The 23,848-nt window shown below is 65.6% G+C and carries 22 protein-coding genes; 19 read left to right on the forward strand and 3 right to left on the reverse strand.

Annotated elements, in window-relative coordinates:
- Positions 1-139: 139 nt before the first annotated feature.
- Positions 140-367, reverse strand: a complete 228-nt coding sequence (locus tag N911_RS0110500; protein ID WP_029896908.1) for a hypothetical protein — start codon at positions 365-367, stop codon at positions 140-142.
- 64 nt (positions 368-431) lie between these two features.
- Between N911_RS0110500 and N911_RS0110505 the strand changes: the two genes are divergently transcribed.
- The 3 genes from N911_RS0110505 to asnB are packed head-to-tail and all read left to right on the forward strand — an operon-like array spanning position 432 to position 5,199.
- Positions 432-2,249: a hypothetical protein gene (locus N911_RS0110505; protein WP_138774381.1), complete on the forward strand. Its 1,818-nt coding sequence runs from the start codon at positions 432-434 to the stop codon at positions 2,247-2,249.
- A gap of 7 nt (positions 2,250-2,256) precedes the next feature.
- Positions 2,257-3,306 carry a glycosyltransferase family 2 protein gene (locus N911_RS17605; RefSeq protein WP_051694182.1) on the forward strand — a complete coding sequence of 350 codons (1,050 nt, stop codon included), beginning with the start codon at positions 2,257-2,259 and terminating at the stop codon, positions 3,304-3,306.
- 3 nt (positions 3,307-3,309) lie between these two features.
- On the forward strand, positions 3,310-5,199 hold the full coding sequence (gene asnB / locus N911_RS0110515; RefSeq protein WP_029896914.1) for an asparagine synthase (glutamine-hydrolyzing): 1,890 nt from the start codon (positions 3,310-3,312) through the stop codon (positions 5,197-5,199).
- A gap of 13 nt (positions 5,200-5,212) precedes the next feature.
- Here the strand turns inward: asnB and N911_RS0110520 are convergent, their stop codons facing one another.
- Complete coding sequence (locus N911_RS0110520; protein WP_051694184.1) at positions 5,213-6,172, reverse strand: lysylphosphatidylglycerol synthase transmembrane domain-containing protein; 960 nt, start codon at positions 6,170-6,172, stop codon at positions 5,213-5,215.
- A 191-nt stretch (positions 6,173-6,363) separates the two neighbouring features.
- On the opposite strand from N911_RS0110520, the gene N911_RS0110525 reads away from it, so the two are divergent.
- Entirely contained in the window at positions 6,364-7,086 is a 723-nt protein-coding gene (locus N911_RS0110525) for a class I SAM-dependent methyltransferase (protein ID WP_029896918.1), read from the forward strand.
- 15 nt (positions 7,087-7,101) lie between these two features.
- Here the strand turns inward: N911_RS0110525 and cysC are convergent, their stop codons facing one another.
- A complete protein-coding gene (gene cysC, locus N911_RS0110530; RefSeq protein WP_237559940.1) occupies positions 7,102-7,713 on the reverse strand; it encodes an adenylyl-sulfate kinase in 612 nt (203 codons plus the stop codon).
- 111 nt (positions 7,714-7,824) lie between these two features.
- Here cysC and N911_RS0110535 point away from each other — a divergent pair, with 111 nt between their 5' ends.
- From N911_RS0110535 to N911_RS17615, 15 genes are read left to right on the forward strand one after another with little or no spacing between them, the layout of a single operon-like run.
- Entirely contained in the window at positions 7,825-8,349 is a 525-nt protein-coding gene (locus tag N911_RS0110535) for a GntR family transcriptional regulator (protein WP_029896922.1), read from the forward strand.
- Positions 8,350-8,363: 14 nt separating this feature from the next.
- The gene (locus N911_RS0110540) at positions 8,364-9,320 is read left to right on the forward strand and encodes a UDP-glucuronic acid decarboxylase family protein (RefSeq protein ID WP_029896924.1); all 957 of its coding nucleotides are present in this window, start codon (positions 8,364-8,366) and stop codon (positions 9,318-9,320) included.
- A complete protein-coding gene (gene galE, locus N911_RS0110545; RefSeq protein ID WP_029896926.1) occupies positions 9,317-10,297 on the forward strand; it encodes a UDP-glucose 4-epimerase GalE in 981 nt (326 codons plus the stop codon). Before N911_RS0110540 ends, galE begins: the two co-directional genes overlap by 4 nt.
- 4 nt (positions 10,298-10,301) lie before the next feature.
- The gene (gene pseB / locus N911_RS0110550) at positions 10,302-11,282 is read left to right on the forward strand and encodes a UDP-N-acetylglucosamine 4,6-dehydratase (inverting) (protein WP_029896929.1); all 981 of its coding nucleotides are present in this window, start codon (positions 10,302-10,304) and stop codon (positions 11,280-11,282) included.
- Entirely contained in the window at positions 11,279-12,412 is a 1,134-nt protein-coding gene (gene pseC, locus N911_RS0110555) for a UDP-4-amino-4,6-dideoxy-N-acetyl-beta-L-altrosamine transaminase (RefSeq protein WP_029896931.1), read from the forward strand. Before pseB ends, pseC begins: the two co-directional genes overlap by 4 nt.
- A 24-nt stretch (positions 12,413-12,436) precedes the next feature.
- Positions 12,437-13,510 (forward strand): N-acetylneuraminate synthase family protein, encoded by a 1,074-nt coding sequence (locus tag N911_RS0110560; RefSeq protein WP_202593865.1) that lies wholly within the window; start codon positions 12,437-12,439, stop codon positions 13,508-13,510.
- A gap of 1 nt (position 13,511) precedes the next feature.
- Complete coding sequence (locus N911_RS0110565) at positions 13,512-14,213, forward strand: acylneuraminate cytidylyltransferase family protein (protein ID WP_029896934.1); 702 nt, start codon at positions 13,512-13,514, stop codon at positions 14,211-14,213.
- Positions 14,213-15,451 carry a methyltransferase domain-containing protein gene (locus tag N911_RS0110570; protein ID WP_029896937.1) on the forward strand — a complete coding sequence of 413 codons (1,239 nt, stop codon included), beginning with the start codon at positions 14,213-14,215 and terminating at the stop codon, positions 15,449-15,451. Before N911_RS0110565 ends, N911_RS0110570 begins: the two co-directional genes overlap by 1 nt.
- 20 nt (positions 15,452-15,471) lie before the next feature.
- Entirely contained in the window at positions 15,472-16,518 is a 1,047-nt protein-coding gene (locus N911_RS0110575) for a sulfotransferase (protein WP_029896939.1), read from the forward strand.
- Positions 16,515-17,561, forward strand: a complete 1,047-nt coding sequence (locus tag N911_RS17610; protein ID WP_029896941.1) for a Gfo/Idh/MocA family protein — start codon at positions 16,515-16,517, stop codon at positions 17,559-17,561. Before N911_RS0110575 ends, N911_RS17610 begins: the two co-directional genes overlap by 4 nt.
- Positions 17,558-18,877, forward strand: a complete 1,320-nt coding sequence (locus N911_RS0110585) for an aminotransferase class III-fold pyridoxal phosphate-dependent enzyme (protein WP_029896942.1) — start codon at positions 17,558-17,560, stop codon at positions 18,875-18,877. Before N911_RS17610 ends, N911_RS0110585 begins: the two co-directional genes overlap by 4 nt.
- An 18-nt stretch (positions 18,878-18,895) precedes the next feature.
- Positions 18,896-21,106 (forward strand): UDP-2,4-diacetamido-2,4,6-trideoxy-beta-L-altropyranose hydrolase, encoded by a 2,211-nt coding sequence (gene pseG, locus N911_RS18045; protein WP_081859161.1) that lies wholly within the window; start codon positions 18,896-18,898, stop codon positions 21,104-21,106.
- Positions 21,106-21,786 carry a PIG-L deacetylase family protein gene (locus N911_RS0110595; protein WP_029896945.1) on the forward strand — a complete coding sequence of 227 codons (681 nt, stop codon included), beginning with the start codon at positions 21,106-21,108 and terminating at the stop codon, positions 21,784-21,786. Before pseG ends, N911_RS0110595 begins: the two co-directional genes overlap by 1 nt.
- Before the next feature lie 16 nt (positions 21,787-21,802).
- Complete coding sequence (pseI, locus tag N911_RS0110600) at positions 21,803-22,867, forward strand: pseudaminic acid synthase (protein ID WP_029896947.1); 1,065 nt, start codon at positions 21,803-21,805, stop codon at positions 22,865-22,867.
- Between the two features lie 54 nt (positions 22,868-22,921).
- The gene (locus N911_RS17615; RefSeq protein WP_237559941.1) at positions 22,922-23,848 is read left to right on the forward strand and encodes a class I SAM-dependent methyltransferase; all 927 of its coding nucleotides are present in this window, start codon (positions 22,922-22,924) and stop codon (positions 23,846-23,848) included.

Below are 23,848 nucleotides of genomic sequence, written 5' to 3' on the forward strand. Positions count from 1 at the left end.
CCTCCTGATTCGGTTGGCCGCTCATGAAACAGGTTTATAGATACACTGTGTAGGGAGGTGGCGCAAGTGTATAGATTTGCCCATAGAAGAGCCGCCGGGATTCCGGGAGGGAGAAGGGGGACGCCGCCGAAGAAGGCGGTCAGCGCAGCCGTTCGGACAGGACCTTGAAGGCGAAGACCAGCAGGCCGCCCACGGCCAGGTAGGCCAGCGACGGGGCCAGCCCGGAGGGGATGCGCAAGCGCAGCAGTTCGGCGAAGAGGTTGTCCACGTCGTAGCGCCGCATGAGCCCCACCACGCCGTAGGCCAGGAAGGGGGCGGACACGGCCGCGCCGAGCAGCAGGATCAGCTTGCGTATGAACTCGGTCATGGGTGCTCCATGCCCCAGACCGCCAGCTTTGGCAACTCCCCCAGTGCTGGACAGCCCGAAATGCGTGCCGTTGACCTTCCCGGCCCCATCGGCTAGGCCCACGGCACGGATATTCTACGTACGCTTCGGCCCGCCTGTGGAGAGCGCGGGCGGTCCGGTCCACAGCCACCGCAACCGCAAGCCAAAAGAGCCCAGAATGAAGCGCCAGGCCAGCATCCCCTCATCCCCTTTGGAGAAGATGATTCTTCTGGGAGCGCTTCTGGCCTATGGTCTTTTCAGTTGGGCGGGACTGCCCATCCACACGGTGGCAGACGAACTGCCCATCCTCAAAAGCGCATACCAGGCCCTGGCAGCGGGGTCGCTCAAGGTCCAGTCCTCCTCGCCCTATTCCGTCTGGGTCCATCTCATCCATCTTCCGGGGCTGATGTTGTATTGGCTGGGGGCTTTTCTGGCTCAGGGCCTGCCGCCGCTGGCGGAGTTCAAACGGATGGTGCTGGCCGACTACCAGATGGCTCTGGCGGGCATGCGGGCGATCAATGGATTACTGTTCGTGCTTGCGCTGTGGCTGGCCAAGCGGACCGGGGACGAGACCGTGGGCAGGCCCTATGGGCTGTGGCTCTTTCTGCTTCTGGCCGGAAACGTCCTCATCCTGGCCCAGGCGCACACCATCAAGCATTGGATTCCGGCATATTCACTGGCCCTGATCGGCTTCTATCTGGCCCACGGCGCTTACGCCCGGTCCAGCTTGGCCAGGGCGGCTGCGGCCTACGCCTTGCTGGCAGTGTCCATCCTTACCCTGCCTGTGGTCGTTTTCCTGCTGCCCTACCTCCCACTGCTGTACGCCCGGCACAAAGGAAGGGACCTGCCGGGGCTGCTGCGGCAAGCGAGCCTGCTCTGCGTCGTGGGCGGAGCGGCCTGGCTCCTGACTGCCTATCTTGGAGCCGGGGAGAACGTGGCCAGGGGGGGCAGCTACCTGGCCGCCAGCCCGGACTGGGGCTTCATTCTTTCCTACCTGCGCGCCTTCGCCCTCATACAGCCGTTGCAGGCAGCGGCCCTGGCCGCCTCCCTGGCCCTGCTGGCGCTGGGCTTCGCGGAACGCGCCTGGCTGTGGATGCTGCCGGTGGCTTCCGCGGCCGCCGGGCTTCTGTTCCTCTCCCTGCTGGGAGCCTACGGTCACTACTACGCCCTGCTGCTCTTCTTCACCACCGCGCCGGTGGCCGCCCTGGCCCCGGCCCGGCTGGCCTCCCGTCGTCCCCGGGTCCACGGCGCGCTTCTAATGGCCTGCCTCCTGATCAGCCTCCTGGCGGTGGGGCAATGGTGCCGCATCGTCTCGGCCGAGGACACCCGGCAGCAGGCTGCCTCCTGGCTCATGGAGCACCAGAAGGGCAAGTCCTTCGTGCTCTACGACACCATGACCACCAGCTACCTCGCCCCCAAGCCGGAAACCGCCAGAGTGCTGACGGAAATACTGCCCGCCGCGGTGGGAACCAGGGAGCGGTCGGCACGTGAGCACGAGTTGCCGGGCGAAGCCAACGGGGTGCCTGTGTGGCGGGTGACGCAGACCGGGGTTGGGCTTCCCGGCTTGGTGGACGAACTTCTTGCCCGAGGCTACCGCGTCTTCTATGTTCACGAGCGGTTCGGGGAACAGAATAACATTGCTGTCTGGCACCCAGGCATGACCGAACGCCTCAGTGAGCGATTCAACCTCGACAGGCGAGCGGTCTTCGAGCCCTTCGCCGGGGAGCGAAAGGCCCTGGGGAGGACAGGCGACATTCTGCACGATTTCGGGGACACCGCATCGAACCTGCTTCTCTTGGAACGGCCGGGGCCGGTCGTGACCATCTTCGAGGCGAGTGGAATGAACAAGGAAAGCAGCCCGTGAGCAACGCATGTATTTGAGCATCATCTTTCCCGCCTTCAACGAGGAAGGCATCATCGAGGAGCATGTGAACCAGGTGGCCGCCTACCTGGAAAACCTCCTGCCAGGGGACAAGCCCTTCGAGATCGTCATGGTGGACGATGGCAGTTCGGACGCCACCCCCGGCATCATGGACCGCATGGCCGGAGAGAATCCGCAACTGCGGGCCGTCCACCACCCCCGCAACCTCGGGCGCGGCCGGGCCATACGCACCGGTTTCGAGAACGCCCAAGGTCAGTACGTGGTCAGCCTCGACGCCGACCTCTCCTACGCACCGAAACACATTGAGCGATTGCTCGCGCCGCTGGAATCCGGCGAGGCCGACGTGGTCCTGGCTTCGGCCTATCACTCGGAAGGGAGCGTGCGGAATGTGCCCTTCAAGCGCGCCTTCATCTCTCGCGTGGCCAACATGATCCTGGCTCGTTCCTTTCCCGGCGGCCTGCACACCGTGACCTGCGTGGTGCGCGGGTACCGCCGTGAAGTGACCGACACGCTGGAACTCATCAGCGATGGCAAGGATTTCCATCTGGAGATTCTGCAAAAAGCCATGCTTTTGGGCTTCCGGGTGGCCGAGATCCCGGCGCATCTCAAATGGCGGCCGGCCAAACGCACATCCGGCGGCGGCAAGGGGCTCTCCCTGGGCAAGCTGGCGCGCATGACCTGCAACCATCTCTTCGCCAACTTCCTCTTCCGCCCCAACCTCCTGCTTTATCTTCCAGCGGCTCTGACGGTGGCCATCATGCTGGCCATCCTGGGCAATGTGGGTTGGGCCTTTGCCGACCTGCTGGCCCAGCAGCCGCAGGACATTGCCCTGTCTTCGCAGGTCTTCGCCGCGCTGCGGAAAGTCATCCTGCAGGCCAAGGTGTCCTTCTTCCTGCTGGGCTTCTGCGTCCTGTTCCTGTTGCAGTTCGGGGCCCTGACCTTGTTGGCCAACCAGCAAAAGCACGGCAAGGACGAGCAGTACATCCTGACCTGCCGGACCAACGCCAGATTGCGGAAACTCCTGGGCGAGAGGGAGTAGCCAATGTGCGGTGTGGCGGGCTGCGTGGGCACGTCCGGGGGGAGCGCGGCCGTCCGGACCATGCTTGGAACCATCGCCCACCGGGGGCCGGACAACCACGCGGTGTGGGAGGAAGGGGAGGTCGCTCTGGGCCACGCCAGGCTGGCCATCGTGGACCTCTCCGAGTCCGGCAACCAGCCCTTCTTCAGCGAGTCCAGAGATTTGGTCCTGGCGGCAAACGGCGAGATATACAACGCCGCTGAATTGCGCCGCGAACTCCAGGCCGAGGGCCACGCCTTCAGTTCCCGCAGCGACAACGAGGTGCTGCTGCACCTCTGCGAGCGGGGCGAGCGGGAAGGGGACGCCGACTGGCCAACTCGGCTCAACGGCATGTTCGCCTTCGCCCTGTGGGACCGCCACCGGCAGCGCCTCACCTTGGGTCGCGACCGCCTGGGCATCAAGCCCCTGTACTACCGGGAAGTCGGGGGCGGACTGGTCTTCGCCTCGGAGATCAAGGCCATCCTGTCACACCCTGGATTGGAGGCGGCCATCGATCCCATTGGACTGCGCCAGTACCTCGGCTTCGAAAACGTCTTCGGCGCGCGCAGCCTCTTTCGGGGCGTGCGCATGGTTCGTCCCGGCGAACTTGTCACCTTTCAGGCGGGGTGGACGAAGACCAGGAGCTACTGGGAAATCTCCTTCGACGATCAGGAGGGGATGGACTTCGAGGAGGCCTGTCAAGCCTACCAGGATACTGCGCGGGAGTCGGTGGACCGCCATCTCATGAGTGACGTGGAACTAGCCTCCTATCTTTCCGGCGGATTCGATTCCACCACCGTGGCCACTTTGGCGGCGGAACGCCTCCCCGGGCGGCTGCGCACCTTCACAGGCAGGTTCGACAGGTCCGGCTGGTACGACGAAAGCAAGGGTGCGGAGGCGGTGGCCTCGGGCATTGGTTCGGAGCACATGTCTACTGGCATGGGGGCTGCCGACTTCGCCGGTGTCTTTGACGAGTTGATCCATCACCTGGACGAGCCGCGCATGGGCTTCGGCTCTTTTTCCCAGTACATGGTTGCGCGGCAGGCCGCGAGCCGGGTCAAGGTCATCCTCACCGGACACGGCGGAGACGAGTTCTTCGCAGGATATCCCGTGTTCAAGATCGCCCGGCTGCTGGGCGCCCTGGGCTCGTCCCCGGCCGAGGTCCTGCGTCTGGCGTGCTCCACCAGGCCAGCAGAGGTCCCCCACCTAGCCTACTTCCTAGGGCGGGCTGCCATCTCACGGAGACCGTGGAACTTCCTGCCGACCATCCATTCCTCCTCAGCCCTGGAAAAGCGGCTGCGACCGGATGCCGCGCGTAGCCTGTTGTCCATAGACCCTGCCGAGGGGCTGGAGGAGCTGTTGCAGGGCGAGCGGGAACCGTACCGCAGGCTGACGCGGACCTACATGCGGGCCTATCTGCCCGGGCTTTTCGTGGTGGAGGATAAAATATCCATGGCCCACTCCCTGGAGTCGCGCACTCCGCTGTGCGACAACGCCATGGTGGATCTGGCCCTGCGCATGCCATTCGGCGTCAAGCTGCACCAGAGCGAACTCAAGGCTGTACCCAAGGCGGCCATGCGCGAGAGGTTGCCGGGCATCCTCTACCGGCTGCCCAAACGCGGCTTCCCCACGCCGTTGAATCATTGGCTGCGAGGTGATTTGCGTCAGTGGACCGAGGAACGGCTCACGGCTTCGGACAGCCCGCTGCGCGGGCTTTTTACCGATGCCGGACTGGCCGGGGCCTGGCGTTCTTTTCGCGACGGCTGGCACCGCCGCCTGCGCCCGGTGGACGAACTGGCAGCCCACCGCGTCTGGCAGCTTCTTTGCCTCGATTCCTGGATGCGGCGATTCGGTCTGGATGGATCTTCCCTGTAGCAGATTCTCCGGGTCAGTCCTCTCTGCCGCAGGCCTCGGCCTGCCGTTTGCGGATCTGTTGGGCGCTGATGCGGGTCAGACCCATGAGGGCCAAGGCCCAGGCGGTGACGGGAAGGAACTGCACTACCCGCAGCAACAGTGCCGAGGCCAGGGCCTGGTCCTTGCCCACGCCGGACAGCCCAAGCCCCATGACTACCGCGGCCTCGAATACCCCCAGCGATCCGGGAGAGGAGGGCAGCGCGAAGCCCAGTGAGGCCAGGGTGAGAACCACCAGGAGTTGGCCCATGCTAATGTCGAGCCCCGCCACATGCAGGATGACAAAAGCATAGACCGCCAGGATGCCGGCCCAGGTGAGCAGAGTATGCCAGCCCAGACGCAGCAGAAAGGAGGGGGTAAACTCCCGCAGGTGGTCAAGGATTTCCAGAGCCACCCGTCTGGCCCGGGGCAGAGGGAGCAGGCCGACTATCCCACGCCCCGCCCGGGGAACGATTTTGTTCACCGCCAGCATGGCCCACAAAAAGGCGACCACCCCGCCCAGCGCCAGCACGTAGCCCGGGCGCAGGTACTGCAGTATGGCAAGCAGGCCGAGCAGCAGCAGGGCGTTGAGGTCCCCGAACCGTTCCCAGAATACGGACCCCAGGCAGCGGGCCATGGGGATGGAGGCGGCTGTCTTTAGGTAGCAGGCCTTGGAGATCTCCCCCAGCTTGGCGGGCAGGATGTTGTTCATACCCATGCCGAACATGGTGGCGTTGTAGCTGAGGGCCAGGCCGATACGGCCGTGCAGTAGAAAACGCGTGCGCAGAGAAGGGGGCAGCATGGCGAACAACTGCAGACCAATTCCGGCTGCCACCAGAAGGGGGTCGAATTCGGACAGGGCGCGCAGCACACCGGAAAAGTCCGCGTCGTGCAGAAGATACCACAGGCAAAGACCGAGCAGGCCGATCTGGAATAGTTTGGCTGGAAGGTGCTGCATGGGGGGACACGTGTTTGGAGAGGGCAGAGATGGCACAAAGGCCGGGTGATGGCAAACATCCCGTCCTCTGGAAAACAGGCGGTGTTGCGGGACGAGGGGGAATGGGGTAGGCACTGCCCTGGCTCGCAAGCCCCCCGGCCGGTACCCGCCCGCCAGGGGCATTCTTCTCACTCCATCATCCGGGGAGTCGCATGGGCCAGGACAAGGAACGCAGGAAGCTTCTGCGGGACAACATCATCCACGAGATCGACCGGGAAATCGCGGTGGCCAACAGCCGCGGCCTTTACGGCCGTGTTCTGCGCAAGCACTACCAGCGGGTAATCCGGGAACTGCGAGGGACACGGGTGCTGGACTGCGGCTGTGGCTTCGGGCTTCTGACCAGCATGTGCCGGGAAGCCGGGTTCAGTGTGCGACCCATCGATGTGGACGAGGTTTCCATCGAACTGGCCCATGAAATCCACGGCATCGAGGCGGAGAACACTAGCCTTTATGACGTACAGGGCGAGTACGACGTTGCCTTGTTTTTCGACGTCATCAGCCATCTTTCCCTGGACCGGACCTTGGACAAACTGCGGGAGATCGACGCCAGGCAGGTGATTCTCAGCGATTCCAATCTGGCCAACCTGGCGCTGCGCCTCTACCGCTCCCTACACGGACATGAGGAGCACGCTGAGTGGTCACGCCGGGAGATCGTGGAGGCCTTTGGGCAAGGCGGATACAGCCTGCGAGCTTCCTGGTATTACGACGTGCTGGGCCTTCCCCTGGGGGGTGGATTCCTGCGGCGGCCGCTGCCCTTTTTCGAGAAACGGTCGGACCTTGTTTGCCGCCTGGACGATGGAATGACCCGGCTTGCCGCTGGAACACGGCTCGATCGTTGGGCCGCCTTCCGTTATCTGCTGGTTTTCGAGCGCTGAGTACCAAGCAGGCCTTCAGGGCTTGGCGTAGCCCAGTTCAGCCAGCTTGCGCCGCCAGTCCAGCTCGTCCTGCAAGGTGAAGGAGGTCTCGCGGCACAGCGTCGGGCCGCCGGGCACCAGCTCGCGCGAGCAGAGGTGGTCCAGCACGTTGGACAGCGATTCCTCCACGCTTTCGCGGTGGGTATCCAGGTGCACGTCCGGGTCGTCCGGGGCCTCGTAGGGGTCGTTGACCCCGGTGAGGTTGGTGATCTCCCCGGCCAGGGCGCGGCGGTACAGACACTTGGTGTCGTTCTCCACCAGCGCTTCCAGAGGGCGGTCCACAAAGACTTCGATGTACTCGCCGATGAGGGAGCGGTTGGCCTCGCGCGCCTCCTGGTAGGGCGCGATGGCCGCCACCACGCTGACCACGCCGTTCTTGTTCAAAAGGTGCGACACGAAGCCGATGCGGCGCACGTTGATGTCGCGGTCGCGCTTGGAGTAGCCCAGCTCCTGGGAAAAGTTGGCCCGGATGAGGTCCCCGTCCAGCCACTCGGCTCGAAGGCCGCGATTGCGCAGCTCCACGAGGAGGTTGGAGGAGATGGTGGTCTTGCCGGCCCCGGAAAGGCCCGTGAACCATATGGTGAACATGCGAATCCCGTGTCGTGTTGTGGTCAGCGGCCATTGCATAGGCGCGACGGGCGCAAATGGCAACCCCGGCGTGTTGACAGTTCGTTCGCTTTTTCCTAACAGGAAGCAACCATGCTGGCCGACCTGTTTACCTCCAAGACCAGGGCGAAGCTGCTCCTGAAGCTCTTCCTCAACCCCCAGGTGCGCTGTTATCTGCGGGAGCTGGCCGGGGAGTTCGGTGTCTCGCCCGCTGTCATCAAGGGAGAGTTGGACCACTTGAGCGAGGCCGGATATCTGGAGCGCGAGCGCAACGGCCGCTCGGTGTTTTTCCGGGCCAATTCGTCCCATCCCTTCTTTCCGGAGATTCACTCCCTGGTCAAGAAGCATCTCGGCATCGACCGGGTGGTGGATCAGGTCATGAGCGCCCTGGCGCCCATCGAGGCGGTCTACATCCTGGACGATTACGCCCAGGGGCGCGACTCCGGCCTCATTGACCTGCTCATCGTGGGCGACCCGGACCGGGGGCTGCTGGAAGGCACCCGGGGCGGGGTGGAGAAGAAAATCAACCGCCGCATCCGGGTGCACGTGGTCTCCCCGGAGGATTTTCAGGCGGAACGGGACATGTACCTCAGCCGGCCCCACTGGAAGGTGGCCTGAAGGGCGAACGGATCATGCAGCTGCACAGGCGCGTACTCGTCACCGGCGGAGCCGGATTCCTGGGCTCCCACCTCTGCGACCGGCTCATCGAGCAGGGCCGCGAGGTCATCTGTCTGGACAACTGCTTCACCGGGGACAAGTCCAACGTCTACCACCTCATCGCCCACCCCCGCTTCGAGTTCATGCGGCACGACGTGACCATGCCGCTGTATATCGAGGTGGACAGCATCTACAATCTGGCCTGCCCGGCCTCGCCCATCCATTACCAGCACGACCCCGTGCAGACGCTGAAAACCTCGGTGCACGGGGCCATCAACATGCTGGGCCTGGCCAAGCGCACCGGCGCGCGCATCCTGCAAGCCTCCACGAGCGAGGTCTATGGCGACCCGGAAATCCACCCGCAGACCGAGGACTACTGGGGCAACGTCAACCCCCTTGGGCCGCGCGCCTGCTACGACGAGGGCAAGCGTTGCGCCGAGACCCTGTGCATGGACTACCACCGCCAGCACAAGGTGGCGGTGAAGATCGCCCGCATCTTCAACACCTACGGGCCGCGCATGCACCCCGCGGACGGCCGGGTGGTCTCCAACTTCATCATCCAGGCCCTGCGCGACAGGCCCATCACCGTCTACGGCGACGGCTCCCAGACCCGCTCCTTCTGCTACGTGGACGACATGGTTGAGGCTTTCCTGCTGCTCATGGACTCCCCCGACGGCTTCATCGGCCCGGTGAACCTGGGCAACCCCGGCGAGTTCACCATCCGCGAGCTGGCCGAGACCGTGGTGGAGCTGACCGGCTCCGCCTCGAAGATCGAGCACCGCCCCCTGCCCCAGGACGATCCCAAGCAGCGCCAGCCGGACATCGCCCTGGCCGGCCGCGAGCTTGACTGGCAGCCGGCAACCTCCCTTCGCGAGGGGCTGAAACCCACCATCGACTACTTCGAAGGGCTCGTGCGGGAGGGCGTGGCATGAGCGTCCTGGTCGTGGGCGGGGCGGGCTACATCGGCTCGCACACCGCCAAAGCCCTGGCCGCCTCCGGGCGCGAGGTGGCGGTGCTGGACAACCTCTCCACCGGGCACGAGGAGTTCCTGCGCTGGGGGGAGTTCGTCCGGGCGGACATCCTGGACGACCCCGCCTCCCTGGCGGCGCTCCTGGCAGAGCGCGGGGTGAAGGCGGTCATGCATTTCGCCTCCCTCATCCAGGTGGGCGAGTCCATGGCCGAGCCAGGCTCCTACTACCGCACCAACCTCTGTGGTGTGCTCAACCTGCTGGAAGGCATGCGGAACGCGGGGGTGGACAAGCTCATCTTCTCCTCCTCGGCCGCGGTCTACGGCAACCCCCGCTCCGTGCCGCTGACCGAGGACCACCCGCTGCTGCCCATCAACCCCTACGGCTGGACCAAGCGCATGGCCGAGCAGATGATGGCCGACTTCGGCGCGGCCCACGGCCTGCGCTCCGTCTCCCTGCGCTACTTCAACGCCGCCGGGGCCTCGGCGGACGGGGAGATCGGCGAGTGGCACGACCCCGAGTCGCACCTCATCCCCATCGTGCTGGACGCCGCCCTGGGCAGGCGGGAGCACGTGGCCGTGTACGGGGATGATTACGACACCCCGGACGGCACCTGCGTGCGCGACTTCATCCACGTGGAGGACCTGGCCGAGGCGCACCTCCTCGCCCTTGAGCGGCTGGAGGAGGGCGGGGAGTCCGCCGCCTACAACCTGGGCGTGGGCTCGGGCCGCTCCGTGCTGGAGGTCATCGAGACCGTGCGCGGCGTCACCGGGCGGCCGGTGGAGGTGGTCACGGCGGACCGCCGTCCGGGCGACCCCCCGCGGCTGGTGGCCTCCTCCTCCCGCGCGGAATCGGAACTTGGCTGGCGTCCGGTCAAGGGATTGGAAGAAATGGTCGAATCGGCCTGGAAATGGCACCGCAACCTGCATCATCAAGGATAGGAACGTGTTCGACGGCAAGACCATCCTCATCACCGGCGGCACCGGCTCTTTCGGCAAGAAGTGCACCGAGGCCCTGCTCACCCGCCACCAGCCCAAAAAGATCATCATCTTCAGCCGGGACGAGTTCAAACAGTACGAGATGGCGCAGCGCTTCCCGGAGTCCAAGTACGAGTGCATGCGCTACTTCATCGGCGATGTGCGGGACAAGGAACGGCTGCAGCGGGCCCTGCACGGAGTGGACTACGTGATCCACGCCGCGGCCCTGAAGCAGGTGCCCGCGGCCGAGTACAACCCCACCGAGTGCATCAAGACCAACATCTACGGCGCCCAGAACGTCATCAACGTGGCCGCGGACCGGGGCGTGGAGAAGGTCATCGCCCTGTCCACGGACAAGGCGGCCAACCCCATCAACCTCTACGGCGCCACCAAGCTCTGCTCGGACAAGCTTTTCGTGGCGGCCAACGCCTTCGTGGCCCGTGACGTGACCCGTTTCGCCGTGGTCCGCTACGGCAACGTTATGGGCAGCCGGGGCAGCGTCATTCCCTTGTTCATCAAACAGCGGGAGGCGGGCCGCATTACCGTCACCGACCCGCGCATGACCCGTTTCTGGATTACACTGGAGCAGGGCGTGGACTTCGTGCTTTCCTGCTTCGAACGCATGGTCGGCGGTGAGGTCTTCGTCCCCAAGCTGCCCTCCATGAACATCATGGACCTGGCCCAGGCCATTTGCCCGCAGTGCGAGGTGGAGAGCATCGGCATCCGTCCGGGCGAGAAGATTCACGAGCTCATGATCACCCAGGACGACGCCCGCATGACCAGGGAGTTCGACGACCACTTCGTCATCCAGCCGGACAACCACTATCTGACGGACCGCTTCCAGGACATGGGAGGGAAGCCCGTGCCCTCCGACTTCGAGTACGACTCCGGTTCCAATCCCCAGAAGCTCTCGGTGGAAGGGCTCAAGGAGATTCTCGAGCAGCTATGATTCCCTATGGTCGGCAAGACATCGGCCAGGACGAGATCCAGGCCGTCACCGAGGCGCTGACCTCCGATTTCCTGACCACCGGCCCCAAGGTGGCGGAGTTCGAGGAGGCTGTGGCCGCGTATTGCGGCGCGCCATACGGAGTGGCCGTGTGCAACGGCACGGCTGCACTGCACGCCGCCATGCACGCCCTGGGCATCGGGCCCGGCGACGAAGTGGTGGTGCCGCCCCTGACCTTCGCGGCCACGGCCAACTGCGTGCTCTACCAGGGAGGCACCCCGGTCTTCGCCGACGTGGACCCGGACACCCTGCTGCTGGACCCGGACAAGGCCGAGGCGGCAGTCACCCCGCGCACCAAGGCTATCATCGGCGTGGACTACGCCGGCCAGCCTTGCGACTGGGACGCCCTGCGGGCCGTGGCCGACCGTCATGGCCTGGCCCTGGTGGCCGACGCCTGCCACGCCCTGGGCGCGGAGTACAAGGGCCGCCGGGTGGGCACCCTGGCGGATATGAGCGTTTTTAGCTTCCACCCGGTGAAGCACATCACCACCGGCGAGGGGGGGATGATCGTCACCGGCGATTCCGCCCTGGCCGAGCGCATGCGCCGCTTCCGCAGCCACGGCATCACGGCCACCCCCGAGCAGCGTGAGAGCGCGGGCACCTGGTATTACGAGATGACGGAATTGGGGTTCAACTACCGCATCACGGACATCCAGTGCGCCCTGGGCCTTGCCCAGCTCAAGCGGCTGGACGGGTTCCTCGCCCGCCGCAGGGAGGTGGCCGCGCGCTACGACGCGGCGTTCTCCCGGCTCCCCGCGGTGTCGCCCCTGGGCTGCGGCGGCGAGGTATCGCACGCCTACCATCTCTACGTGGTGCGGGTGGACTTCCAGTCACTCGGTACGGATCGCAAGAGACTGTTCAAGGATTTGCGTGAGGCAGGGGTGGGCACCAACGTCCACTACATACCCGTCCACCTCCACCCCTACTGCCGCCATCGTCTGGGCACCGGTCCGGGGGACTGCCCAGCGGCGGAAGAGGCCTATGAGCGCATTCTTTCCCTGCCCATGTTCCCGGCCATGACCGACCGGGACGTGGAAGACGTCATCAAGGCCGTGAAACGGCTGGCGGGCTGAACAGCGATGCGACAGGAGGGCACGTTGAGCGCATCAACCATCCATATTGGCAACCGGTCCATAGGCGACGGCAACCCCTGTTTCATCACCGCCGAGGCGGGAGCCACCCATGATGGCTTGAAGCGGGCCAAGGAGTACGCCTCCATGGCGGCGAAGGCGGGCGTGGACGCGGTCAAGTTCCAGATTCTGGACCCGGACCGGCTGGTGGCCGACAGGAACCAGCTTTTCACCTACGAGGTGCTGGTGGACCGTGAGACCGGGGCCACCGAGACCGTGTCCGAGCCGCTGTACGACATTCTCAGCCGCCGCTGCCTCAGTGCTGACGAATGGCGCGAGGTCAAGGCGCACTGCGATACCCTGGACCTGGCTTTTTTCGCCACCGTGGGCTTCGAGGACGAGGTGGAGCTCGTGGGCGAACTCGGCTGCGATTCCATCAAGATCGCCTCGGCCGACGTCAACCATTTCCCGCTCATCCGCCTGGCCGCGCGCACCGGGGCGGTCATCCAGCTTGACACGGGCAACGCCTCCATCGGCGAGGTGGAGGCGGCCGTGGACGTGTGCCTGGCCGAAGGCAACGACCGTATTATCGTTCACAACTGTCCGTCCGGCTACCCCGCGCACTTGGACTCCATCAACCTACGTATGATCCCCACACTCAAAAAGATGTTCGGCCTGCCAGTTGCGTTTTCGGATCACACGCCGGGACACGACATGGATGTAGCCGCACTCGCCCTTGGGGCGAACCTGCTGGAAAAAACCCTGACCCACGACCGCACAACCCGCAGCGTGGAGCACTATTTCAGCCTGGAGCCTACGGACCTGGAAACGTTCGTACGCACCATCCGCACCGTGGAGCGCGCCCTGGGCGAGCCGCGCAGGTACATGACCCCGGAGGAGCGCGCTCGCAGGGACGCGGTGCGGCGCAGCGCCTTTTTGGCGGAGGACGCCGCGGCGGGCACTTTGCTGGCCGAGGCGCCGATCATCTTCCGCCGTCCGGGGTACGGCATCCAGCCGGACGTCTTTGAGCGGCTGGCAGGCGGCAAGCTGGCGCGCGACCTGCCCGCCGGGCACATGCTCGCGCTGGAGGACGTCGCCTGACATGCGCGTGTTGGCCGTGATACCCGCGCGCGGGGGGTCCAAGCGGTTCCCGCGCAAGAACGTGGCCCCGTTCCTGGGCAGGCCCATCCTTGCCTATACCGTGGAGGCGGCCCGCGCCAGCGGCTGCTTCGAGCGCGTGATCCTGTCCACGGACGACCAGGATATCGCCGCGGCCGGACGCGAGGCGGGGGCGATGATCCACGATCGGCCGGCGGAATTGGCCACGGACACGGCCCGAGCCGCGGACGTGTGCGCGCACCTGTTGAAAGAGGAGGAGCGCCTTGGACGGGACTTTGATGTGGTCTGCTGTCTGTTTCCCACGGCTCCCCTGCGCGGGGCCGGGGACATTCGCGCCGTGGTGAATCTGGTGGTCCCCGGTGTCCACGACTATGCCATGGCCGTGACCGGCTTCCACTATCCGGCGTGGCAGGCGCTCAAGCCCGGGGAGGACGGCGCGCTGCACCCCATGTTTCCGGAGATCATCGACAAGAGTTCCCAGGCCGTCGGGCCGCTGTACGTGGACAACGGCTCCACCTACGCCGTCACGGCCCGGGTCATGCGCCGGGACAAGACATTCAACGGGCCGGCCATCCGCGGCCACGTCATGCCGCGCGAACGCAGCGTGGACATCGACCTGCCCGAGGATCTGGAACTGGCCGAATTCTATGCGGCAAAGACCGGCATAGCCGCCCAGGACGAATGATGAAGAAGACGTTCACCACCTCCTACGGCGACACGATCCATTTCGATACCGATGACATCGAAGTGTACGCCCGGCGGGACAACCTGTTCTACAACGGCGGCCCCAAGCGGCCTCCGCTCTTCGACGAGTCGTCCGCAAGCACGCTGGGGGGAATCTCCTACGCGCATTACCAGACCCGGTACGCAAGGGCGTATTCGCTGGTGAAGATGCTCAAGGACACCAATCTCTACGGCGCCTACGACAACCTGCTGGACATCGGCTGCGGCCAGGGCATCCAGCCGGCCATACTCCGGGGCATCGGGGTGGCGCGCTACGCCACGGGTGTGGACATTCGCCATTCGGAACAGTACCCCCCGCGCGCCATCAAGAAGTTGCACCGCAAGCTGCGTACCGTGGGACGCCTGCTGGACGGCCTGAAGGCCAGGTACAGGGCCGTGCCGCAGGAAAAACGCAACGCCTTCCAGAACACCATCGTCAACAACGTCACCACGCTGCGTTCCTTCTACATCAACGAATACGGCAGCGACCCGGGCAGCGACATTTACAAGCACCCCATGACCGCCACCCCGGAGCTGGACGAGCACCTTGTGCAGAGCGTCTTCGACCTGGACGAGAGCCGTAAGTTCGACCTCATCACCTCGTTCAACGCCATGGGCTATTTCGATCTGGATTCCATACTTTCCAAGGTCGGCAATCTGCTGGGTGACAACGGGGCTTTCTACATGGTGGCGGCCAACTGGTGGCGGGCCTTCAATCCGACCTGGATGGCGGGCCATTTCCCGTTTGCCGCACAGCGGCTGTCCACGCCGGACTTCGCCCGCTACGCGCGGGAGCACTTCCCGGATGACGCCGATGTCATGATCAGGCTGCACGAGGAATTCGAGCCCGACCGGCCGACCCTGCACGATTACCTGGAAAAGGGTTTGGCCCACGGGCTGGTGCCCATCAAGTTCGACTACTGCAACCTGCCCAGCGACGAGTACTCCTTCGGAGGGCTGACGCCATTGGGAATCCTCAAGCGCCATGCAGGAGAACTTGATGAAATCGTTGCGCAGGTACAGCGATTCAAGAGTAATTTCAGGTTGGTAGATCTGACCAACCATTACCACTCAATCCTCTTCGTGCGGACCGGGTCCACAAATACCGCCGCGGGCTTCGAGCAAGCCGCCGGGGCCGAGGAGTACCGGGAAGGCCTGATCTACAAAAGCATGAAGGGCGTCTGGAAGAAGTTCTTCTGAACCGCCTCGCGGGAATCGTGATGCTCGAAAAACAAATCATTCGAAAGTCCATCGCCTACCTGGACGCTAAGCTGGCGAACGCCTTGGGCAGGCACAACCGTGCTTCCCGTTGGCTCCGATCGGTGTACGCCAATGTCCCCAACTTCCGCATGCGTCCGGATAATGATTCCAGGCCCTTGGTGTTCTGTTTGCTGCCCCGCTCTGGCGGCACCATGCTCCTGCGCCTGGTGGACTCGCACCCGGACATCAACACGGTTCCGGTGACAATGGCGGGTTTCCTCAGCCACACCGCCTACCCGGACTACCGCAAGGACAACGACATTGTTTCCCGGCTGGACCTCTCCAGGTTCAACTATTTCGGCTTGACCAAGGAGGCGTCGAATTGCGCCCAGGCCGAGGTCCCGGTCCAATTCGACCCCAGGTGGTTCGCCAAGGCGTTGGCCCAATGCCAATACACCGGGAATGTGAGGCAATACTACAACAATGTATTAAGCGCCTTCTTTTTCGCCTGGCGTAACAACGTCTACAGGCGGAAGGCGTCCTTGACCGCCGTCCACACCACCATAACGGGCATGGAGCAATTCGGGACCAAGCTGGCCAATTTCGAATCCTGCTACAAGGACGCCAAGCTCGTTTTCGTGTCCAGGGACTTCTACGATTGGGTCAACTCCATGGTGAACATCAACAGCGGCTTCACCATCGAGAAGTTCGACGAACTCCACGACCTCTACCTCGGGGCGCACGAGGAGATCATGCGCCGGCGGGAAGCCATGGGGGACTCATTGGTGCTTCTGCAATACGAGCGCCTTGTCCAGTCCTACGACTCGGCGGTCCACGACTTCGCCCAGAGCCTGGGGCTGCGGTTCGACTCCGCCCTCATGGAGACCACCCTCAACGGCATTCCGGTTTACCAGAACTCGTCCTTCGCCACGACCAAGCTGTCCTCGCGCCCCGACCCGCAGAGCATCGGGAAGGGGAAGCATCTGAAGGAACAATTCCAGGACCGCGTGGATGATGAACGGCTTGAACGCATCGACCGGTTCATGCGGGAGCATTCGGCCGGATGATCCAGGACACCGGACCCGACCTTCGCGTGGCCGTCATCGGCTGCGGTTCCATCGGCGGCCGCCACGCCGCCAACTTCTCGACTACCGGGCGTTGCCGGGTGGCGGTTTGCGACGCGGACGCGGACCGGGCGCGACACGTGGCGGACCGTTCCGGCGCCGGTCTGCTGCCGGGGATGGAAGAGCTGGCCTCCTGGCGGCCGCACGGAGTGGTGGTGGCGGTGCCCAACCACCTGCACCTGTCTGTGGCCCGCCTGGCCGTGGACGCGGGGGCGCACGTTTTCATCGAAAAGCCCCTGTCCAATTCCCTGGAAGGGGTGGACGGATTCCTGCGATATGCGGAAGAGGCGGGGAAACAGGTCTTCGTGGGCTGCAACATGCGCTTCCACCCGGCGGTGGCCGCCCTGGCCGAGCACCTGCCCGCTGTGGGCCGCCCTCTGCACGCCCGGGCGCACTACGGCAACTACCTGCCAAACATGCGTCCCGGCGCGGACTACCGCGACCTGTACTGCGCCCACCGCGACCAGGGAGGCGGGGTCATCCTCGACGCCATCCACGAGATCGACTACCTCTCCTGGCTGTTCGGCCGGGTGGGCTCGATTTCCTGCGAGGCGGAACGGCTCTCCGGCCTGGACATGGACGTGGAGGACTACGCGCACATGGTTCTGCGCCACGAATCAGGAGCGGTTTCCAGCCTGCAACTGGACTATCTGCGCCCCTGCAAGCGCCGCGGCTGCGAGATCGTGGGAACGGAGGGCATGCTGCTGTGGGAGAGCGAGGGCAAGGCTCCTGAGGTCTGCTCCGTGCGGCTGTACACAACGGCCAGGAAGGCCTGGGAGACAGTGCTGGAGACCGACTCCCTGGACATGAACGCGCCGTTCGCAGCCTTGGCCGACCATTTTCTCGATGCCATCGAGGGCCGCTCTCCGGGCGGGTCACCCCTGCTCACGGGCCGCGAGGCGGAAGTGGAGCTTGCCGCTGCCCTGGAGGCGCTGCGCCAGGGCGAGGCCTCCATGCGCGCCAAACAACCGGCGGGACAGCCATGAAGGACATCTCCAAGAGCCTGAACCACCTGCGCCGCGTCAAAGAGCGCATCCCGGGCGTGAGCCAGCTTCTGTCCAAGCGGCCTGACCGTTTTTCAGAAGGGGTCTGGCCCGGCTACTTTTCCCGCGCTGCCGGGACCCGCGTCTGGGACCTGGACGGCAACGAGTACCTGGACATGTCCATCGGCGGCATTGGCGCCACAGTGCTGGGTTACGCCGACCCGGATGTGGACGGGGCTGTGCGGGATGCCATCGGCAACGGCGTGGCCAGCTCGCTCAACTGCCCTGAGGAGTTGGAACTGGCGGACCTGCTCTGCGAGTTGCACCCGTGGGCGGACATGGCCCGTTTCGGCCGATGCGGGGGGGAGGCCATGGCCATGGCCGTGCGCATCGCCCGCGCCAAAACGGGGCGCGACGTGGTCGCCTTCTGCGGCTACCACGGCTGGCACGACTGGTACCTGGCGGCCAACATCGGTTCCGGGGACGCGCTCTCCGGTCACCTGCAGGCCGGGCTGGACCCATTGGGCGTGCCCGCCGCCCTGGCCGGAACCGCGCACCCCTTCGCCTACAACGACCTCGAGGCCCTGGCGGCCATCGTTGAACAACACGGCGCGAACCTGGCCGCCGTGGTCATGGAGCCCACGCGCGGCGCGGAGCCAGCGCCCGGCTTTCTGCCCGGCGTGCGGGAGCTTGCCGACTCCTGCGGGGCGGTGCTCATCCTCGACGAGATTTCCGCTGGCTTCCGCCTGACCACGGGCGGAGCGCACCTGCTGTACGGGCTCACTCCGGACATGGCCGTGTTCTCCAAGGCGTTGGGCAACGGCTACCCAATTTCCGCTGTCATCGGGCGGGGCGAGGTCATGGACGCTGCCCGGTACTGCTTCATCAGCTCTACCAACTGGACCGAGCGCACCGGTCCGGCCGCCGCCCTGGCCACGATAGGCAAGTTCCGCCGGATGGACGCGGCGAGCCACCTGATGCGGCTGGGGCAGGCAGTGCAGGAGGGGCTGCGCGAATTGGCGGCCAAACACGGCCTGCCCATGGACGTGGGGGGTATGAAGCCCATGACCCACTTTTCCTTCAAGGACGGCGACCCCCACGCACTCAAGGCGCTCTTCGTGCAGGAGATGCTGGACCGGGACATCCTCGCCTCCACGCTGTGCTACATGATGCATGCCCATACCATGGACGACGTGGGCGCCTATCTGCAGGCCGCGGACGAGGCCCTGGCCGTGGTGGCCGAGGCCCGGGCCGCGGGCGACGCCGAGGGCCGCCTGCGCGGCGCGTCCAGCGTGGCCGGTTTCAAGCGCATGGCCTGACGGGACGGGAACACGGACATGACCGCGACACCGCTTCTGTGCATCCGAGCCGACGCCGGTCCCGACATCGGGGCGGGGCATGTCATGCGCTGCCTGGCCCTCGCCCAGGCCTGGCAGGCCCGGGGCGGCGAGGCGGTCTTCGTGGGGCGCATCGCCTCGGACCGGCTGGCCGCCCGGATCGAGTACGAGGGCTTCGCCCACATGCCCCATGCGCCGGGAAGTGAAGCCGAGGACATCCGGGCAACCCTGGAGATGCTGGACGGGGCTGCTTCCGGAGCCGCCTGGCTGGCGCTGGACGGCTACGGTTTCGGTCCCTCCTGGCAGGACGCCCTGCGCGAAACCCCGCACCGCCTGCTTGTGTTGGATGACACAGCCTCCCTTGAGGCCTACGCGGCGGACGTGGTGCTCAACCAGAACATTTTCGCACGGCAAGGCGACTACCCGGCCCCGCCCGCCACTCTGGTGCTTGCCGGGTTGCGCTTCGCGCTGCTGCGCGAAGAGTTCACCGCGCTCCCGTGCCGCCCAGCGGAGCCGGAGGCCGCCACGGAGATTCTTGTCACCATGGGCGCCGGCGACCCGGACAATGTCACCGCCACGGTGCTCGAGGGGTTGGCCCGGGCCGGGTCAAGCCTCCGCGTGACCGTAGTGGCCGGACCGGCCAACCCGCACCGGGCGGAACTGGAGCGAATGCTCGCCCAGGGACCGCTGCGGGGCGAGGTGATCACAGCTGACGCGGACATGGCCGATCGCATGCGAAGGGCGCACCTGTGTGTTTCCGCCGCCGGGTCCACCTGCTGGGAGCTCGCCTGCGTGGGCGCGCCCAGCCTGCTGATCACCGTGGCCGACAACCAGCGCGGCATCGCTGCGGGACTGGCCGAGGCCGGGGCCGCCCTGGACCTGGGCGGACACGCCGACCTGACTCCGGAACGGGTTGCCGAAGCGCTCTCCCCCCTGCTCGGTGATGCCGCCGCCCGCACGGCCATGTCCAGCTCCGCGCGGCATTTGGTGGACGGCAAGGGCGCGGAGCGGGTGGCCGGTCTCATGGCGGCCATGTCCGGCGCGCGGTTCAGCGTGACCCGCCATTTGCGCCCCGTCCGTCCGGACGACGCCCGGGCTCTGTGGCGGCTGGCCAACGATCCGGACCTGCGGGCCAATTCCTTCTCTCCCGAGCCCATTCCCTGGGAGGACCACCAGGGCTGGTTCGCCCGGAAAATGGCCTCTCCGGACACACGCATCCACCTGCTGGAAATCCATGGCGTGCCCGCCGGATTTATCCGGCACGACCTGGAGGGCGGCCAAGCGGTCATCGACTACTGCGTGGCCCCGGCGTTCCGGGGGCTGCGCCTGGGCGAACGGCTGCTCACGGCCCGGGCCGCCGAGGTCTGTCGGGATCTGGGCGCGAAGGGGATTACCGGCGCGGTGCGCACTAACAACGCTCCTTCCCTCCGATGCTTCCAGCGGGCCGGTTTCGACCGTGGAGCCACCGAGACCGTGGACGGTGTGGAGTATGTGCGCTTCCGCCTCTCCCGTCCCGAGGAACTGGACTACGTGGTGGTCTCCTCGAGGCCATGGAACCGCCCGGTCTTCGACCACCTGGCGCGCCATCTTCCGGGGCGCTGGCATTACGTGGAGCGGCGCGAGGACCTGACTCCCGGAACCCTGGAGCGCATCAAGCCCAGGTATATTTTCTTCCTGCACTGGTCCTGGATCGTGGACGAGGCGGTCACGTCCAACCACGAGTGCGTGTGCTTCCACATGACGGACGTGCCTTACGGCCGTGGCGGCAGTCCGCTGCAAAACCTTATCGTCCGGGACCACGCCGGGACCATGCTCACCGCCCTGCGCATGGAGCGCGGGCTGGACACCGGCCCTGTCTATGCCAAACTGCCGCTGGACTTGGCCGGGCCGGCGCGCGCGATTTACGAGCGGGCCTCCTGGCTGGCCGCGGACATCGTGGCCCGCATGGTGGCTGTCCAGCCCAGGCCCGAGCCGCAGCAGGGGGAGCCCGAGGTCTTTTCCCGGAGGACCCCGGAGCAAAGCGAGCTGCCGCCGGACGCGACGCCGCGGGCTGTGTACGACCACATCCGCATGCTGGACGCGGACGGCTACCCGCGCGCCTTCGCGCGCCACGGGCGGCTGCGTTTCGAGTTCGAGAAGGCCCGCATCCGGAAGGGCGAGGTGGTGGCACGGGTGAGCATCACCTCCCGCAACCAGGAGGGAGAGGCATAATGAGAGTGCTTGTTGCGGCCGCCCACCCTGATGACGAAGTGCTGGGCTGCGGCGCGACCATGGCCAGACTGGCCGCGCAGGGGCACGAGGTGCGGACGCTTATCTGCAGCGGCGGCGTGGCCTCGCGCTTTGACGCCCCGCCTCAGGACTTGGCCGAACGCCTGGCGGCGCAACGCAATTGCGCCAGGGACGCCGCTGGTGAACTTGGCGTGGAAGCCCCGCTTTTTCTGGACTTTCCCGACAACCAGTTCGACAGCAGGCCCCTGCTCGAACTGGTCAAGGCCGTGTCCGAGGTCATCGACGACTACGCGCCGGATTCGGTCTTCACCCACCACGGCGGGGACCTGAACGTGGACCACTCGGCCCTGTTCCGGGCCGTGCTCACGGCCGCCCGCCCCATGCGGGGCTGCCCGGTGAAGGACATCTACAGCTTCGAGGTGCCGTCCTCCACGGAATGGAGCTTCGGCAAGGTGGAACGGCCTTTCGTGCCCTCGGTGTACTTCGACGCCGGGGAGACGCTGGAGGCCAAGGTGCGCGCCATGGCCCGCTACGAGGCCGAGGCGCGTCCCCATCCTCATCCCCGCTCGCCCGAGGCGCTGCGCGCTTTGGCCCTGCGCCGGGGGAGCGAGACAGGGCTGGACGCGGCCGAGGCCTTTGAACTGATCCGCTCCGTGCGCTGATCGCGAGGTATTGCCAATGACCGCCACCATGAACATTTCCGGCCGCAGTATCGGGCAAGACAGTCCCGTGTATCTCATCGCCGAGATGAGCGCCAACCACGGGCGGGATTTCGACCGCGCCCTGGCCATCCTGCGCGCGGCCAAGGAGGCCGGGGCGGATGCCGTGAAGCTGCAGACCTACACCCCGGACACCATGACCCTGGACTGCGACGCCGAGCCGTTCCGTATCAAGGGCACCATCTGGGAAGGCAGGAACCTGCACGACCTCTACGGCGAGGCGTATACCCCCTGGGAATGGCAGCCTAAATTAAAGAAAGCCGCGGACGATCTGGGCCTGGACCTGTTCTCCACGCCCTTTGATGCCACAGCGGTGGATTTTCTGGAGGATATGGGAGCGCCCGCGCACAAGGTGGCTTCCTTTGAAGTGGTGGACATCCCTTTGCTGCGTAAGATAGGCGCCACTGGCAAGCCGGTTATCATGTCCACGGGCATGGCCACGCTGGGGGAAATCGACGAGGCGGTGCGTACCCTGCGCGGAGCCGGTTGCGGGGAACTGGCCCTGCTCAAGTGCTCCAGCGCCTACCCGGCCCCGGCCTCGGACATGAACCTGCGAACCATTCCCCACTTGGGCCAGGCCTTCGGCGCGGTGCCCGGGCTTTCCGACCACACCCTGGGCACCGAGGCGGCCGTGGCGGCCGTGGCCCTGGGGGCGCGCATCGTGGAGAAGCATTTCACCCTTTCCAGGTCCGACGGCGGGCCGGACGCCGCCTTCAGCCTGGAGCCGGAGGAGTTCGCGTCCATGGCGCGGGCGGTGCGCAACGTGGAGCAGGCGCTGGGCGCGGTCTGCTACGACCTCACGGACAAGCAGCGGGCCTCTGCGGCCTTCCGCCGCTCGCTGTGGGTGGCCGAGGACATCGCCGAAGGGGAGGTTCTTACGGAAAAGAATATCCGCTGCCTGCGCCCGGCCGGCGGCATGCACCCCAGGCACCTGGAAGAGATGCTTGGCAGGCGCGCCTCGCGCGGCCTGAAAAAAGGCGAGCCGCTGGATATGACCATGGCCGCCTCGCCGCCCAATGGATAATCGGCGCTTTGGAACAGCCTTGAACGGATACCCCAGGACCGCCTCATGAACGCATTGGAACGACATCGCATGGAATGCCTCGAACGACTCATGGAGGAGTTCGAGCAACGCAACTTCATGGCCTTCAAGTCCGTCTCCGCCAACCGCGAGCGGAACAAGCAAACGTTCGACGAACTGGGGGGGCGCATGGCGGCCTGGGCAGAGCACCACCTCGGCGACGACTGGATCGCGACGCTGTGCGACGGCTACAAGTTCTTCACCACCAACGCCAATCGCCACCAGACGCTGTATGAACGGGACGGAAGGTACGCCAACACCGATTTCGCCTCCGTCCATGAGTGCACCTATGACGACCCCTGCTTCATGCGCAACTATCACTGGGGGGTCTATCTGACCACGGTTTTCTGGGAACACCACCTGCACATCTACGAGCTGTACCGGGACGCCTTCCTGCCCCGCCTTGAGGAAGAAAGCGGGCACATCCTCGAACTCGGATGCGGCTCGGGCATCTGGGGTCTGCTCGCCCTGGAGCGGCTCCCTGGCTGGAGCCTGACAGGCGTGGACATCAGCCGGACCTCGGCTGAGCAGGCGCAAACCTTCTCCGCCAAGAGCGGATTGGAAGGGCGGGCGCAATACGTGGTGGGCGACGCTCTGACCTACGTGCCCCGCGAACCCGGGGACGCCTGCGTTTCCTGCTTTCTGGCGGAGCACCTGGAGCAGCCGCGGGTGCTTTTCGAGAGAGTCGCCGCGGCATTGAAAGAGGGCGGGCACGCCTTCATGACTGTGGCCCTGACTGCTGCCGAAGTGGACCACATTTTCGAAATGCGAAGGGAATCCGAGCCCGTCCTGATGGCGGAAGATGCCGGTTTGCGGCTGGTCAACGCCTTCTCCGCCTCGCCGCGGAACTACCCGCGGGAGAGGTCGTTTTTGCCCAGGTCCATGGCCCTGGTTTTGCAAAAGCGGGGCAACGAAATCTGGTAA

Origin of the sequence: Desulfohalovibrio reitneri (genome assembly GCF_000711295.1) — a bacterium.
Lineage (GTDB): Bacteria > Desulfobacterota > Desulfovibrionia > Desulfovibrionales > Desulfovibrionaceae > Desulfohalovibrio > Desulfohalovibrio reitneri.